Source organism: Aquimarina algiphila (assembly GCF_007489275.1).
Taxonomy (GTDB): domain Bacteria; phylum Bacteroidota; class Bacteroidia; order Flavobacteriales; family Flavobacteriaceae; genus Aquimarina; species Aquimarina algiphila.
Genome location: NZ_VLNR01000072.1, coordinates 1 through 17,130, shown reverse-complemented (window position 1 = coordinate 17,130; position 17,130 = coordinate 1). Strand labels below are relative to the sequence as shown.

The window sequence follows — 17,130 nt, the reverse complement described above, 5'->3', positions numbered from 1 at the left end:
TTATGAAAACTAATAGCAAAAATTTATTAACGTTTCTTTTTTTACTATTCTCATGTATACTCTTTGCACAGCAAACCAGTATTCAGATTACCAACTATAACTATACTGCAGATTTTGATGATGGTAGATGTGATGATGAAATAAGAATGACGGCTTACTTTAGAGGAGGAGGTTCTGAACGATTTATTAGATATAGAAATAGACCGGATGGTCCACGTGCTGATCGTGAGCTTATCGTAAATGGAGATGTAACTCATATAGATGTTTATATCTACGGTAAGGATCAGGTAAGTGGTGGTATTTTTGGAGATTTCTGTGCAGGAGGATCTTTTGGAGGAAGAGCTCGGGGAACATATCGTATAAATCTTCCAAATTATCCATGCAATCAAGGTTCATTTGATGAAAGACAAAGTGATAGTAATGTTTTTAATGGAAGTAACGAAGTACGACAACGACTTCGTTTCAATTACGAAGTTACTCCATTACCACGAGTGCAAAGAACATCGCCTTCAGATATTGTTGGGTATGAAGATGCTTTTCAGGTACAGGGAGATGGAGGTTTTAGAAATGATGCCTACAATTGGCAATATAGTTTTTTAAATGGAAGCACCCCGCTTGTTTGGCAGGAAGTTCCTGGCGCGTCATTTGATCCGTTATTGAATATTAGACTAGAAGATATATTCGATGAATCTGTTATAGGAAGAGATATATTGTTTAGAATTGCTGCATGCGATTATGATGGTCCAGAAGGGTATGAAGTAGTAAGCTACAGAATAAGAAAATCTGCTCCCAAAATCATTGATGTATCCACAACACCAGTAAGTTGTTTTGATGCAACAGATGGTGAAATAACAATAACATTTGATAGGCCACTTATAGGCGGAGATCTTTTTGGATTTAGTATATCTGATAGATCCGATCCTGATGGAGATGTTGTGGCAAACGCCAATAACATCACGACTTTGGATGTGGGAAATACCTTAACGATAAGGAATCTCCCACCTAGCAATACCGATTTTTTAATTGAGGCTATTGGTACATATGATGGTGAACCATATTATACAGGAGAAGCAAATCATTCTGCTGTCTTTACAATTGGTAGACCTGCACCGGTATCATTTGTTGAGGAACCAAGAGATAATGCAGTAAATGTATATTGTTTTGGAGGACAAGATGGAACCATTGAGATAAACGCAGCGGGTGGAGACGGGAATTATGAATATTTAATGAGAAAGGAAAATGAAACGTGGGATGAAAATGAATGGATGCCTTTTTCTTCAGGCAATACGCATACGATTCGAGATTTGTTTCCTGATACTTACTACCTTAAGATAAGAGATGGTAATGAATGTGTTGCCAAAGAACAAACATTGGTAGATGGAGAAATAGCATTAGGAGAAGAAATTATAGAACGAGTAAATATTACTCAACCAGATGCTCCTTTATTTATAACAACAGAAATTTTAAACCCTCCACAAGCACATGGTTTTGAAGATGGAAGAATTTTGGCGACGATTACAGGAGGTACACTAATTGATGGTGATTCTTATGAATTTGAATGGAGAGATGAAAATGACAATATAATTAATACTACTTCTGCTATCTATAATGCTGGTCAGGGATACTTAGTTACTTTACATAGTGTTGGAGGTGGACAATATACAATCACTGCAAGAGATGCTAATTATAGTGGAGCAACTAATAAAGAAGGGTGCACTATGGTCAGTGAATCAATTACACTAATACAACCATTGCCCATAGAAATAAGTATAGAGGTATTCCCTATTTCCTGTAATGCAGCAAATACCTACAGCGATAATATAGATACTAATTTTGATGGAGTTGCTGATCAATTTCAGGACGGAGTATTGGTTGCTACAGTTACTGGTGGTGTGCCTTTTGATATTGAAAACCCAGATTATAGTGTACCCGTTCCTGCAAACAGTAATGGTGATCTAGTACCATATTTTTACGATTGGAAAATACAACAAGGTGATGGAAGTTGGATAGAAATTCCTATAAATAATAATCGCATTGACTTTTTGGATACTGCAACCAATTATTCTTTAAATGTGACCGATAAGAATGGTATTGTGCTGGGAAGTTATATCGCTATAATTGAAGCTGATGGTTCTCGTAGCTATAGTTTGGTACAAGCTGAAGACGTTGTAGAATACTTGCCACAACCTGAAGTACTAGCACTGGACTTTACAAAAACAGATGTTACTTGTGCTAATGGAGATGATGGAGCTTTGACGGTAACTGTAACAGGAGGTGTTGAACCTTATACTTATGAGTGGAGTAATGGTAATACTACTATGGCCATATCTGATCTTATTGCAGGGACTTATCTTGTTTTTATTACCGATGCCAAAGGTTGTCAGATAGAAGGTAATGTAGTGGTTGAACAATCTAATAATATAGAAATAGAACCTATATCTGTGGTTTCTCCTACATGCTTTGAGGGAAGTGACGGCCAAATCGGTATAAGTGTTAATGGGGGTGTACCTCCGTATACTTATTTATGGAACACAAGTTCTGTTTCGAGCGATATTCGAGGAATACCGGCAGGAACTTATAGAGTTGAAATAACAGATGCAAGTGGGTGTAAGGCCTTTTACGAGGAAACACTAATTAATCCCGATCCAATAGTAGTAAATATTGAAGAAAAACGCTCTCTATGTGGAGAACAATCTTTAGCTCTTGATATTACGATTGATGATCCAGAGGCAATCTATTCTTGGACTAGTACAAATGGTTTTGCTAGTTCTGAGTCTAGTGTGACACTTACTGAAACAGGTACATATGTGGCTATGATAACAACAGGGCAAGGATGTGTAGGGATCGGCGAAGTTATAGTAGAATCTTTTGATAGACCAATAGACTCTAATTTCTACATTACTACACAAGCCTATTCTAATGAAGACGTAATTCTTATCAATGTGAGTAACCCTATCGGAGAGGTAGTAGAATGGAATATTCCAGAAGGAGTAGAAGTAGTTTCAAAAAGTGATGAAGAGTTAATCGTAAGGTTCGAAAAAGAAGGAGCCTATGATATTAATTTGGTGTCGTATCAAGGAGATTGTTACGAGAGTTTTGAAAAAACTATTTTGGTACAACCTGCAATCGAAGCCCCTCAATTAGACAATATTCCAAGAAATTTTATCGAAGAATTTATTTTATACCCAAACCCTAGCAAAGGAATTTTTAAAACAAAAATTAGCTTAAAAGAAGCTTCAAATATCACGTTAAAAATCATAGATCTGGTATCAGGTGCAACTATAAATAAGCGTGAAGAAAAAGATAGTCAAGAACTTTTACTAGAGTACTCTCTTTCTATATCTTCAGGAGTATATTTAATGCTATTAGAAACACCAAATGGATCAGAAACTCGCAAATTAATAGTAGAGTAAGTAGCTGTTAATAATACTATCGTTTTAGATAAAATTAAAATGAAAAAAATAATAAACATAATCGTGATATTCTGTTTTTTTGGCTGTGTCAAAGAAGAAGCAGTACCTGTTGTTGTTGATTTTAATTTTGATGTGTTTAATAATGATTTTTCAATTCCGGTTCAGGTTGTTTTTTTTAACAGAACCGAAGGAGCAGAAGATTACGAGTGGAAATTCGAAGGAGGATCACCATCAAGATCTATAAATCGTAACCCTGGACTTATACGATATGAAGAAAAAGGAACCTATAAAATTGAACTTATAGGGACCAATCAAGATGGTTCCAGAGATAGTAAAATAGTTGAAATTAAAATAGATAATCCAGTATTTATTGATTTCGATTTTAATAACCTGGTGGATAATTTTTCTCCGGCAATTTATACTTTTGACAATCAATCTTCTGGTGCAAGCACGTATTTATGGACTTTTGAAGGAGGAACTCCCTTAAATTCCTCTGAAAGAGATCCTGGAGAAGTAACTTTTGTGGATCCTGGAAATCATAATGTTACTTTGGTTATTGATAATGGAAGAGAAACACTTGATCTTCAAAAAACAATTACTGTCGCTCCATTTTTAACTTCAGATTTTGAATATCAACCTGCTTTTGAAGATGATGATTATCAGATACCAGTTCGTGTTCAATTTGATAATAATTCGATAAGTGCTACTACTTTTGAGTGGAGTTTTACAGGAGCCTCCTCTATATTTTCTGAAGCTGAAAGCCCTGAAATAGTTTTTACCGAACCTGGAGTACAAACAATAACATTAAAGACATCTAATGGAAAAGACACTAAAACAGTTGTAAAGAATATTAAGGTCTTTGCAAATACTAACCTTAGAGTTTTTGAAGATGTTAAACTAGGAATTAATACAGCGCATACTTCTAATGTATTGGGGAGTTTTTATAGTATTTCAAATCGTAGTGTATATACTAGTAATGAAATTAATAACGAAACAGGAAAAAATGTTGACTTAGTATTTTTTGGGTTAAATGAAAGTTTTACCCGTAATAAGTTTGTAAGTCCAAATGGATTGTCTGAAACTACTTTTACATCTCTGCAAAACCCTAAGCATACCATATTTATTAATTCACAAGAATTGTGTAATTGTGCAGCTTCCTTAAGTGCACAACAGTTTGATATGATGCAAGATGATACCCTTTTGAAAAATTTAATGATTGAAGAGACTCCGGGAGGATTGCAAAGCTTTGATAGCACAATGACACCTCGAATTATTCTTTTTGAAACTCAGGAAGGAAAAAAAGGTGCAATTAAAATAAAGGAGTTTGTACAGGAAGGACAAAACTCATATCTCCTTGTAGATATAAAAGTACAAAAGGAATCCATTTAGCCTATGAACTCATGAAACAATAAGCAAAATCAGATGAAACTATACACACAGCAATTTCTAATCATACTATTTTTTATTCCTGTTTGGATGAACGCTCAGGTTTTTCCTGTACAAGTTACTCCTCAAGTTTTACCGCCATATAGTTTGAAACTTTCAGAATATGGAACATCAGATTCAGAGAAATTAATACTTAATTTATTATTTACTGATATTACAGAATCTAATGTACAAGTTCGGTTAAAGTTTTTTTTAGAAAATAATGCAGGATTATCAATCCAAAGCAATGATTTTGTAACAGGTGCTAATCCAATTTTCCTGGATGGAGGTATACCTTTACGTTTGACCAATATTGATTTGCAAGCCTATTTTTCTTTGCAAAACCTTCTGGGTATAAGTCCCCAGCAGTATAATACTCCTTTGCCAGAAGGACTATATAATTTTTGTTTTGAAGTATATGATGTCTTTTCTGATCGGCGAATCTCTCGTAAAAGTTGCGTGCCGGTATATTTAGTACTTAATGATCCTCCATTTTTAAATTTACCTGGTCGAGGTGAACAAGTATTGCTAAGAGAACCACAAAATATCATTTTTCAGTGGACTCCTCGTCATCTTAATGCTACTAATGTTTCTTATGAATTTACGTTAACAGAATTATGGGATACTCAAATGGATCCACAGGCTGCTTTTTTAGCAGGACGACCGCTTTATCAAACGAATACTTTTGCGACAACATTATTATACGGACCTGCAGAAACCCCTTTGCTACCTGATAAAATGTACGGATGGCGTGTTAGGGCTTTGGTTAGTGATGGGATTAGTGAGACTTCTGTTTTTAAAAATAATGGTTTTAGCGAGATTTACTACTTTACATATACAGGGAGTTGTGCAGAGCCCGAGTCTATTTTGGCAGAAGCAAAGAATAACACCACAGAAAAAATTTATTGGCAAGGAGTAGATCATAAATTATATGATATACAATACAGGAAAAAAACATCTTCGGCTTCAGGGAAAAAGAACTCTAGCGAAGGAAATATGTGGTTTAATGCAGGGACCCAGAATGAATATACAACAATTTATAACCTTAAGCCAGGTACTACTTATGAGTTTAGAGTAGGAGGCCAATGTATTGAGAATGGCCCTTATACGTATTCTCAGATTTACGAATTTACAACCACCTTACCGATTGATGACAATGAAAGTACATACAATTGTGGGATTACACCAGAGATTCTAATAACCAATCAGGAATCTATACAACAATTGGTTGTTAATGAAACGTTTACTGCAGGGGATTTTCCGGTAACGATCAAAGAAATAACACAAGGTAACGATGTGTACACAGCAACCATTCCAGAAGAACCCGATGAAGACAGTGAAGAGAATAATGATTCGATAGATGAAGCACTTCCGTCAGGAATTCAAGATAAAACATTTTCTGGTTGGGGATATATCGTGGTACCTTATTTGAATGATACTAAAATTAAAGTAAGTTTTGAGAATATTAAAATTAATACAGACTATCAATTGATTGATGGTATGGTAGAGACCGATTATGATAAAAATTGGGGAGGGCTGGCCTCTGTTAATGAAATACTAGATGTATTTGAAGGAGATAACGATTTAAGGAATATAAACCTTGATTACGACATTACTATCGATAATATAAGTATTGCAGATGATGGTACTATCGAAATCACTCATCCTATAAGCGGCGCAATACGAAGAGAACCGGGAGGAGATGATGTTACTATTATGGATACTAATCCCGATGGTAGTAGAGATATATTTCATGTTGATGCCGATGGAAATATTAGAGAAGGAGGGCAAATGGCTCCTGGAGGTCCAATACGTTCACAAAATACTGCGGGAGTTAATAGTAATGGTGAAGTTACAGAACTTACTGCAAAAGGGATTAAAGTTGAGTTTTTAGAATATACAGATTATACATATGGTTTTGATAGAATTCCTAATGGTCAAGAAACCAAATTAGGTAAATATTATAAGCAGATAAAAGATACTGAAGGTAACCCTTACAATATAATCAATAAATCGGTAGGCAACGGAGAGGAAGATATAATAAGAGCGAAGGTCACAATAACCGATAATAGTCTTTCTGTTCATGATTTGGTTATAAAAACAATACATGGGGAAAAGGTGGATTATGACGTCTCAGGAAATGAGATTACACTAAAATTAAAAGGGTATTACACCTTTGAACATGAAAATATATATGCTACAATACAGCCTAAAAAAAATAAAACCAATAAGCAAACTGTAGCAGGAGTGTTTTCGCAATGGCATTTAGCTAATAAAGATGTCAACGTAACGATTATACCGGTTAATGGAGCTTCATTACCAAATAGTGATGTATTAGGTTCACAAATCAATAAAATATTTAAACAAGCATCCGTTACTTTTAATGTATCTGTTGCTCCAGAGATGAGCATAGCAAAGAGTCAAATTGGTGTGGGAGAGAGTGGAGCACTTTCTAATTATACAAGTGATCAAAAAGATATCATTAATCAATTTAAATCAAGTGGTGTTACAAATCGTAAATCCTATTACGTATTTGTATTTGGTGATGGCATTAGACCTAGTCGACCTAGTGTTGCAGGCTTTATGCCACTAAAACGCCAATTCGGATTTGTGTTTTCTAGCAACCTTTCTCAAAAAGAGGAAGGTAAATCATCACTGGCTGGTACGTTGGCGCACGAATTAGGTCATGGTGCATTTGCGTTGCAACATCCGTTTAAAAAATTAGGAACCACTACTTCGGGAACCGATTGGTTGATGGATTATGGTAATGGTAAACGATTATCACATCTCGATTGGTCACAAATTCATAATCCAGAGTTTAGATTGTATTTGTTTCAGGATGGAGAAGATGGAGCTTCATTATTTTCTGCTTTAACACCCAATTGGATGCCTTTTACTTATTCGGGAAGTGGTAAAGTCGTTTTGTCTGATGACATAAAAGAACCAAATGGAGCAGTTTTTGGAATCATAGAAGATGGTAAATTGTATGAGTGGTATTATAATAACCTAAACCCTAGTCAATCAGTATATCTACACGAAGGAAAAACATTGGAAGGAGTTGATGTATGGGCTTCTAATGATGCAACTTCTTTACAATTGTATTGGAATAAAGGAGATTGTAATCAAAATGAAATTTATCTAACCTCATTTAATTACATAGAAGACTTTGCTCCTAATGGTCGAAAAAAACTTGACCTTAATAATGGAATAGGAGAACATGCTAGCAATATACAATATGTAGGACCAGTTGGTTGTGAATCTACCGAATCTTGTAGAAGTCTAGTAATTACAGAAGAAATACGACGCCAGATAGAAGCTTTTGAAACAATGAGTAATTCTAGTTCTGTAACTATACCTGAACTTGTAACAAAAATTAATAGTATAAGTATTTGTGTACTCAAGGAAGTAGGTTACAATGCTATAAAAAGATTGTCGGCAAAGTTAATATTACCAGAAAATTTTGCTGGACAAGAAGAGCAAGAAAAAGCCATTGTAAAACTTATGGAGTGTATACCAAAAGATAAAAGCGATGATTTTTATGCTTCAAGTTTAGTAATTAATGGTAATTACCAAACGCTCGAAAACCTTATACAGCAAACCCAAAATATTCCGTTTTCTGGCTTTAATGAAGAAGGGAATAGTATTTTTATAATGAGTCTGGGTACTATTACCTCACAATTATCTGATGATAATGAGAAATGGAACGTATTTCATAAAATAGTGCAGCAAAAATATAGCAGTCTTACAAATAGATCAACATCTTGGTCATATGCCTTTTCATTACAAACCATATTAACATCTTTGGTAGCCGAAGGGGAATCAGATAATGTTCCTGGGATTATTTCTGTTTTTATAGAGATGATACAGGACAACAACTTAGAAAGAGAGCTATTAAGGGGCTATAAAGTTCTTGTAGAAATTGCAACGTTAAGATTTAAAAATAGGGGATTGTATGCAAGATTCACGATAATGGATCGTATTTCTTTAGTTAATGAAAATTATCCTGATCGAGACTTCTTGTATGAAATAGTAACTCCAAGAACTTCATTTTCATGGTTTTCTCCAGAAAAAAAGACGTATATACTTCGAAATATGGACATAGGGAGGAATGATGATATTTATGTTGATGAAGTTGCATTATATGAAAATTTTAAGTGGTCACGTTACTTAAGAGATGAAAGAATCACACGACAATCAATCAAAGAAAATCCAGACAAATACTTAGAGTCATTTCTTTCTGAGTTGAAAACACATATAGATGCAGGTGAAGGACAAAATGATAACTTTTGGGCAAATATAACAGAGGTGGATTGTGATAACATTGCAAGTATAGTACGCCATATTAACTTAGATGAAGAAGTATCATCTTTAAAAGAAGTGGATAAACAAATTAGATTAGATGTTTTAGAAAATTTCTTCAAATGCGAAACTATTCATGACAATAGAAATGGTTTTGTATTAACATATGCCGAAAACAGTTTAAAAAAACTAGTGACTAGCTTTGAAGCAACAGATACTGATGTGTTAGACGTCATTGATAATACTATAGGTATCAAAAAAATCTACAATACCCTACGAGGAGGAGCTTTTGATCAATTTGCTTTATGGTTAAGCATGCAAATTTTAAGCTCTGGTAGAAGTGTTGGACTCCAATTGAGTGCAAATGAGTATTTCACAGCTTTTAGTAATTCTTCGACACTATTACAATTAGAATCGGATATATTTTCATGGGAAAGGTTTGGCTCAATAATAAACAGTAATACCCCAGACAATCCTGATGCTCACAACCAATTTGCCATAAGTGTATCAGAAGATAATATTTATTATAATAAAACAATTCGGTATAATCAAATGGTATTGGTGCGCGTTGCGTCAAGATTTACATTTCAAGATCAACAATTTGAGATAGGTGATGTTTTAATGGTTCCTATGATTCAGGCCTTTATCCTTAGTAAGGCCAATAGAGATATTTTGACTGGTAAGGTTTCATGGTTAGCTGCTGAAGTTGGTTTTTTTGCTCTTGGTATAACGCATCTTAGGATGTTATACAGTGCAGGACGTTTGATTACAAAAGGTCTTGTAATTACCGATGTTGTCGGTAGTGGGGTAGGTATAGTATTAACTTCTCTTAATGATAATGCCATTAATCCAGAACTAAAATTTAAAATACAAATGCTAGCGTTGTCTACGTCAATCCCTACGTTATTTATGCGTCCTGAAAATTTGAGTAGACTTAATGGTCACATAGCCCAAGTAGATGATGATATAGTCTCGGTGGGTTCTAGAATGACAGAGGAATCAAAGAATAGATTACGTAATTTATATCGAGCTCAGGGAGCTTCTGTTTTACCTTCTTATATACCTTCTGATTTAAATGCTGCTTTCAGACTTGATTTTCCAACTCCTGAATTATGGAATGGCCTAGGAGAAGATTTTATAAAGGCTTGGATAGCATACAGAAGAAGTACCAGTAATTTAACTGGGAAAATGTGTAATTAAAAAGAATAATCATGTGGAATAAAATGAAAAAATATATTGCCTTGTTATTGTTGATGTTTAGCATCAACCAAGGTATTGCACAAGGAACAGGATGTTGGTTAGGTGATCTAACCCATATTTTAAATAATTCTCATACTTCTGCTTTTAAAAATTTTGTAACAAGAAGTGGTGGTTTTACGGAATTTAAAACATTAAGAGAACTAGCCGCATCTAGAGGACTTAATGATGCAGAACTTTTTGAGTTCTCTACAGACCTTGCGAAGGTTGTAGATCCAATAGATTTTATCCGTAAAATAAATGCTAATCCTAATTTAATTGATGCTTGGAAAATTACTAGCTCCGTAAGAAGTTTTAATGATTTTAGTAGAGCTATTGATTTTGGGGGATCGATCATAATAAGAGCCAATAAAAAGTTAAATATTTTGGGCAGAGTGGGGCCAAGAAATGGAACTATTGGAACAATGCAGATAAGAACTGAATTAATACGGAAAGGAGTCTCTGAGGATGAAATTACTCTCCTTTTACAAGGTATACCTAGGTCTAATGATTGGACAGAATTATCTGTGTCAGCTATGAATAGGAGATATTGGGACGAAATTAATCAGCCACATATAGATGAAATAATTGCAAATGGAGGGGATATTAGGTTTATTCATGATCCAAGATTGGATATTCATAAGTATAACTTAGTAGCTGATATGCCAGATAGTCCTTTTAAACAAAAATGTATTGCCGAGGGAATATCCAAAATAAGAACCTTTACTAATATGGAATATCAGTATTTGGTAGGAAAAGGATATACGCTCCAGGAAAATGGTTTAATGATAAAACTTTAATATTTTGAACATAGATTACAAAAACTTTAAAAAAGATTTAAATAGTACAATTAGAATCTATTTGGATAAGTATGATTTTTTTGAAGTCCTTCAAAAAGAAAGTGAATTTGAAAAAATTTATATGAATAATTACTGGAGTATAAAAATATCAATGTTGAGTTTATTTCCTCATATCAGTGTCTCTTTTTCGTTTTATAGTTTAACAGGAGAGTATTGCAAACCTAATATTTTAGTTGATTTCCTTAAAATCGATAAAATTGAATTATCGGACCATTTTTCTGAATTTAGTAGAAGAGAAAAGGATATAAATGATTATAAAACTCAAATGATGTATGTATGCGAATGTATAGATAGATTTTATAAACCTCTATTAAATGGACAAAAAAAATATTCGGACTATTTAAAGTTTGAAGATCAGTATAAATAAAATATTCATAGAATTAAAATATATAAATCTATTCCTACAACTGTATTTTTTTGCCTGAAATTTCTAAATATAAAAAATAAAATCTCTTATAATTCACAACCTATTGCAAAAGCTAGTATACATACTCATGCTGATCTCTTCTATTGCCTACACGCAATCGTTGGACTATGATGCCATTACTAATGCTAAACCTTTTAAGGTTAGTGGGCAGATCGCAGCAAATGGCGTATACTACAATTCTAATTTAAATAATAGTAGAGAGCCATATACCTATTTTTTGCAAGGACTGCTTAATGTGAGTATATATAGTTTTTCTGTGCCGATTTCGTATAGTTTTTCTAACCAGGGAGAAAATTTGGGATATCAATTGCCTTTCAATTTTAATCGATTAAGCCTTCACCCAAAATATAAATGGATAACTGGGCATATTGGTAATGTAAATATGACATTTTCACCATATACCCTTAGTGGGCATCAGTTTACAGGAGTAGGTGTAGATCTTACCCCAAAAGGAGCTTTTAAAATTAGTGCTATGTCTGGTCGCTTACTCAAAGCTACAGAGGATGATGAGGATGCCAGGACTATTCCAGCTTTTAATCGTATGGGATATGGGATCAAAACAAGTTATAAAAAAGAGCGGTATACGTTGGGGGTTATTGGATTTTATGCAAAAGATGATATTAATTCACTTAATGTAATTCCAGAAACAAAAGGAGTATTACCTCAAGAAAACCTAGTTCTTAGTCTTGAAGGAGAAGTAAAATTAGGGAAGTATTTTAATGCTCAGGCAGAATATGCTACAACTGCGATTACCAAAGATACACGGGCAGAAGAAGTAGATGCTTCAGAACTTTCTCCGATAGCGTTATTTTTTAATAATCGAGCCTCTACAGAATACTATAATGCAGTTCGTACCCGCTTAGGGTATACCATAGGAACGGTAAATCTTGGAGTAGGGTATGAGCGTATTGACCCTGGCTATGAAACCTTGGGAGCATATTTTTTTAACAATGATTTTGAAAATATAACCATAGATGCAGCAAATACTTTTTTTAAAAATAAATTGGCCTTAGCCATTAATATCGGGTATCAGAGAGATGATCTGGATAAGCTTAAGGCAAATAATACAAATCGTACTGTGGGCTCGCTAAATGCAAGTTTAGCCTTGTCAAAAAGACTAAATATAACGGGTTCTTATTCAAACTTTAGTACTTTTACTAATGTTAAACCAAATCAATTTGATGAGATTAATGATAGTGATCTTTTGGATGAACAAATTGAAGATTTAGATTACAGACAATTATCACAAACCGCTACACTTACTGTTAGTTATATACTTTCAAACAAAAAAACAGCAAGGCAAAACCTGGTTACAAACTATTCTTTAAATGATGTATTTAATGAACAAGGTGGTATTGTAAGACTAGGAGATGCTTCTACTTTTCATAATATGAATATCGGACATACTATAGATTTTTCAGAAAGGAATCTTAATATAACAACATCGGTAAACGGAACCTATAATACTATTGGTAGAGAGGAATCAACAACTTGGGGACCGACTATTAGTGTAGGGAAACGATATTTTGAAAAAACATTAAACACAAGGCTTTCTATAAGTTACAATAACACTAGGAATAAAGCATCGCAGTCAAATATTACAAATCTTAGAGGTACAATAAGTTATGTTTTAAAAGATAAACATAATTTCAGTCTCAATGCAATTCAATTGTTTAGGAATAGTAATAGTACTGATAATCTAAGTGAGATTACTGCTACTTTTGGATATAATTACGCTTTTGGTTTAAAAAAACCTAAACTTAATTTTAAAAAGAGAACAAGGAAGCCAAAAGAAGAAAATGATTCTATTAAAATTCAATATCGAAGCTATCGATATGAGGGATTACCAAAAGAAATTACGCCAGAACTATTGGCATTGCCAGAAAAAGAAGGTTTTGCACATATTATTAAAGATAAAAAAGGAAAACTAAGCGAACTAGGCGAACAACTAAAAGAAACAGAGGAGAAAGATAAAAGAGTCTATAAAGAAATAGCTTTGAGATATCTTATGGCTTTAGATGAATATCTGGATTTTGCTGCGTTCTACAACCAGAAGATATATGAAGCTTACCTTAAGTTAGTAAGAGAGGCCAAAGAAATTGATCGTCAAATACGAGATGAGTTTACAGTATTAAGCGGAAAAATTAATAGTGCCAAAGAGAAAGACCCTGAAGATCTTGAACGACAAAAAGTATTAGAAAAACGTTATGAATCTCATAAAGAACTTTTACAATCGTTGTTACGATGGGATTTAAAACCTGAAGATATTGAAAACCCAGAAGGTGAAATAAAAATATTTAAAAAACAGAATGCTTCAAAGGTTTTTTCAATGTACCAAAACAAAAAATCTGAAGAGCATATAATTAAATTTATAGAGATTAGATTAGCCGATTTGTTTCATAAAGTACTTGAAGATTAGTAGATTATTTATCAAAAGATAAAGGCAAGTAACATCTTAAAAAATTTTGTTGTTTTATTGTGTACAATAAAATTGATCACAGAGATATGAACTTATGAGTTATTTCCCAAATCGAGGAAATATGTTTTTAATCGAAGTTTGATCTTTTTTGCATGTATATTTTTCGTTTTTAGAGAGTTATAATTCTACTTTCATTAGATATTCCTTATAAGATAATCTAAAAAATGAATGTCATGAAAGAGAATTTAGATAGTAGAGAAATACAATTAATCATACGCAATCTGATCACTTTCATTGTGATTGAAGGAAAGGAGTATGTAAGTGATGCAAAGAAAAAAGAGTATGTAGCCGGATATATACAACTCCTCATTAAAACTATTCATCTCATTGAAGAGGAAGAAGAGTTTTCGATAGTAGAAGATATAGCAGATGATCTCTCAAAATATGTAAAATAGAAAGTATTTTGTATTATTTTTTTGCGCTAATGAGACATTTTTTAGGACTTAAAAAGAGCTTTCTTTTTCCTAAGTAATAATAACTTTTATATCTTAACCGTTTTTAATACCCAAATTCATAGCACCGTGAACGAGCAAGATTATATTGAAAGGCTAAAGAAAGAAAACCAATTACTCCAGGATAAGCTGGACAAAATTAATAAGGGGAAGCAGAAAAAAAGGAAGTTTAGATGGTGGTTGTTAAAAAAATCCAGCACCCCAATTTTTGGAGGGAGATTGAAAAAAAGCATTAATAGTGCTATAACAGAATATAAGGAATATAAAACGGTTTCTGTTGATACCGTATCTGATGTGTCGTCGAGTGTGATTTGGCGTATTACAAGAATAGGCTTATTTGCATTTATGGTTGCTGTAATACCAGCAGCTGTTCTTGTTTTTCAGACAAAATTATTGATGAATCAAAATAAATTTATCGAAAACCAAAATAGTTTGGTAGAAGCCGATAGAAGATCTTCTTTGGTTTTTGTTATGGATAACGTTTTAGGAGATCTAAATGAAGAATTAAAATATAAAGGTGTTAATTCTAAAAATAATATTAGTAAAACTCTGGAAGCAAGAATTGTAAGTTTATCAAGAGCCATGAAACCTTATCAATATATTGAAGATGGAAAGTTAACTAATAAAAAAACAAGTTCTGAGCGAGGGCAATTGCTATATAGTTTAATAAATAGTGATATAGGAAATCAATCTTTAGGAGATATCTTTGTTGACGGGGATTTTGAATATAGTGACTTAAACGAAGTAACATTAGGAAGAGGAGTTTTCCTAAAATATGCCAGACTAAATTTCTCAAATCTGGAAAATTCGAATATGCCTGCTGCTGATTTGGGAAATAGCGAACTCAGAAATGCAAATATGAGTAAGGTTAATTTATCTGAAGCAAATCTTAAAAGAGCCCGGTTAATGAACTGTAATTTAAGAAATGGAGAATTGGCAGGTGCCGATTTAACAAATGCAAACCTTTCTGGGGCAGATCTTTCCGGAGCAGATTTTTCTGGAGCGATATTATGGGGTGCAAAATTAATAGATGCTAATCTTTCTGATATTGTACTTGATAATGCAATAGTGGATAAGCAAGATTGGATATCCTATATAGATTCTCTGGGATTAGAAGGAGCTGATGATATAGAAGATAAATATAGAGTGAAAAAACAAGGGAAACAACAATTCATACTTGTTCCTAAAAAATAGTATTATTTATTTTTTTGCGAAGATTAATCGGTGGATTTTATCAACTAACCAGTTTCCTGCAGGAAAGTACAAAGCAAAAAATAGCGCCATTCCTAGACTAAAGTTTTGAGGATTAAATAGTTTGTCTAACATATTCTCTGGATATACATATGACGTTTTTAACCAATACCCTAAGAATTCTAATATTCCCATAGCTACTAGTCCATAAGCATATTGTTCAAAGAAGCTATATTTTTTTAGCAGAATAGAAACAGGAACCATATATAAAATGTAACACGTAATCACTTGCCACCAATATGTAAATCGTGCAATCTCCATTTCTGCTCCAAAACGATTCATTCCCAATCCCCATAAAAAATAAGTAATGACATAAACAAGAATTAGTGTTTTTGGTGATTCTTTTAATGTATTTATATGTCTAGATAGTATTTGTTTCATTATTTGTATGGATTTTGACGATCATTCTAAAGAAAGGTTTCTTAATAATCGAATATTTTTTTATACCGCTATTTTCTATGATTTCCTTTAATTCCTTGACAGTGAAAGCTCTTTGAATAGCTATTAAACCATCTTTTTTTGCCATATCAGAAATAGGAAGTATGCTGCTTATATGTTTAAAAATATAGTATGCTACTTTACTTCGATATAGTTCGCTAAAAATAACATGTTTCACCTTTTTAGACTTTATTTTTTTTAGAAAATCAATAAGATCTTCATTTTTAAAATGATATATAAAATGACTACTGATTAAAAGATCACAATCTGGTATAATAAACTTTTTGCTTAGGATATCTGCAGTACTATAATCAATAGATAGAGGATCTGGGTTATTTTGTAATGCGTAAGCAACACTTTCTGGATTACCGTCAATCCCTTTAAATGAAGCAGCTATTCCTATTTTTTTTAGCTTTTTCGAAATCTTTAGAATGCAATCTCCGCCACCACAGCCTAAATCAAGAATATGTATTTTTTTTGTATTGGGATATGTTTTTGTGTAGTGTACTACGGCTTTATTCAATTGTTGGTGATTTCCCAGAAATCTATTGATTATCCCTAGACTACGTAAAGTTGTATTTAACGCTTTTCCCGACAGAGACAGGTTATCAAGCTGTTCTGACGTATGTAATCGAACCTCTGGATTCACAATATTATATTAATTAATAGGATCTCGATTTTTAGTCCTTAGAATAATAATAACTTTACAAAAAAAGTAAAATTACCCGTTGTGCATTTAGTTAATATTAATTTTTAGGTTGTTTATATTTCTGTTGAATTCAAACCTATTGATATATTGAATAATGGTCATTGCTGTGATCTTTGATAAGATTCTATTTTTAAATCCCTC

General features: G+C 33.1%; 10 protein-coding genes and 1 pseudogene. 8 read left to right on the top strand and 3 right to left on the bottom strand.

Annotation, left to right across the window (positions count from 1 at the left end):
• The first annotated feature begins 2 nt into the window (after positions 1 to 2).
• The 8 genes from FOF46_RS25130 (at position 3) to FOF46_RS25095 (ending at position 15,785) form a co-directional block, all read left to right on the top strand.
• Complete coding sequence (locus FOF46_RS25130) at positions 3 to 3,413, top strand: T9SS type A sorting domain-containing protein (RefSeq protein ID WP_143918365.1); 3,411 nt, start codon at positions 3 to 5, stop codon at positions 3,411 to 3,413.
• A gap of 39 nt (positions 3,414 to 3,452) precedes the next feature.
• Entirely contained in the window at positions 3,453 to 4,802 is a 1,350-nt protein-coding gene (locus tag FOF46_RS25125) for a PKD domain-containing protein (protein WP_143918364.1), read from the top strand.
• A gap of 33 nt (positions 4,803 to 4,835) precedes the next feature.
• Positions 4,836 to 10,337 carry a fibronectin type III domain-containing protein gene (locus tag FOF46_RS25120; RefSeq protein ID WP_143918363.1) on the top strand — a complete coding sequence of 1,834 codons (5,502 nt, stop codon included), beginning with the start codon at positions 4,836 to 4,838 and terminating at the stop codon, positions 10,335 to 10,337.
• 11 nt (positions 10,338 to 10,348) lie between these two features.
• Positions 10,349 to 11,173, top strand: coding sequence for a regulatory protein RecX (locus FOF46_RS25115; RefSeq protein ID WP_167571945.1), 825 nt, complete (start codon positions 10,349 to 10,351; stop codon positions 11,171 to 11,173).
• A 4-nt stretch (positions 11,174 to 11,177) separates the two neighbouring features.
• On the top strand, positions 11,178 to 11,600 hold the full coding sequence (locus tag FOF46_RS25110) for a hypothetical protein (protein WP_143918361.1): 423 nt from the start codon (positions 11,178 to 11,180) through the stop codon (positions 11,598 to 11,600).
• A gap of 103 nt (positions 11,601 to 11,703) precedes the next feature.
• A complete protein-coding gene (locus FOF46_RS25105; protein WP_244299753.1) occupies positions 11,704 to 14,079 on the top strand; it encodes a hypothetical protein in 2,376 nt (791 codons plus the stop codon).
• Between the two features lie 233 nt (positions 14,080 to 14,312).
• Entirely contained in the window at positions 14,313 to 14,534 is a 222-nt protein-coding gene (locus FOF46_RS25100; RefSeq protein WP_143918360.1) for a hypothetical protein, read from the top strand.
• Positions 14,535 to 14,660: 126 nt separating this feature from the next.
• Positions 14,661 to 15,785, top strand: a complete 1,125-nt coding sequence (locus FOF46_RS25095; protein WP_143918359.1) for a pentapeptide repeat-containing protein — start codon at positions 14,661 to 14,663, stop codon at positions 15,783 to 15,785.
• Positions 15,786 to 15,791: 6 nt separating this feature from the next.
• On the opposite strand, the gene FOF46_RS25090 is transcribed toward FOF46_RS25095, so the two are convergent.
• The 3 genes and pseudogenes from FOF46_RS25090 to FOF46_RS32720 form a co-directional block, all read right to left on the bottom strand.
• Entirely contained in the window at positions 15,792 to 16,223 is a 432-nt protein-coding gene (locus tag FOF46_RS25090; protein ID WP_143918358.1) for a hypothetical protein, read from the bottom strand.
• Positions 16,204 to 16,929, bottom strand: a complete 726-nt coding sequence (locus tag FOF46_RS25085) for a methyltransferase domain-containing protein (protein WP_167571944.1) — start codon at positions 16,927 to 16,929, stop codon at positions 16,204 to 16,206. The genes FOF46_RS25090 and FOF46_RS25085 overlap by 20 nt, the downstream gene beginning before the upstream one ends.
• A gap of 87 nt (positions 16,930 to 17,016) precedes the next feature.
• Positions 17,017 to 17,130, bottom strand: a pseudogene (locus FOF46_RS32720) (IS982 family transposase); the annotation flags it as partial.

Bases quoted from the DNA above. Each gene is read 5' to 3' on its own strand.
- FOF46_RS25115 (WP_167571945.1), top strand. From the start codon at position 10,349: ATGTGGAATAAAATGAAAAAATATATTGCCTTGTTATTGTTGATGTTT.
- FOF46_RS25125 (WP_143918364.1), top strand. From the start codon at position 3,453: ATGAAAAAAATAATAAACATAATCGTGATATTCTGTTTTTTTGGCTGT.
- FOF46_RS25120 (WP_143918363.1), top strand. From the start codon at position 4,836: ATGAAACTATACACACAGCAATTTCTAATCATACTATTTTTTATTCCT.
- FOF46_RS25130 (WP_143918365.1), top strand. From the start codon at position 3: ATGAAAACTAATAGCAAAAATTTATTAACGTTTCTTTTTTTACTATTC.
- FOF46_RS25100 (WP_143918360.1), top strand. From the start codon at position 14,313: ATGAAAGAGAATTTAGATAGTAGAGAAATACAATTAATCATACGCAAT.
- FOF46_RS25090 (WP_143918358.1), bottom strand. From the start codon at position 16,223: ATGAAACAAATACTATCTAGACATATAAATACATTAAAAGAATCACCA.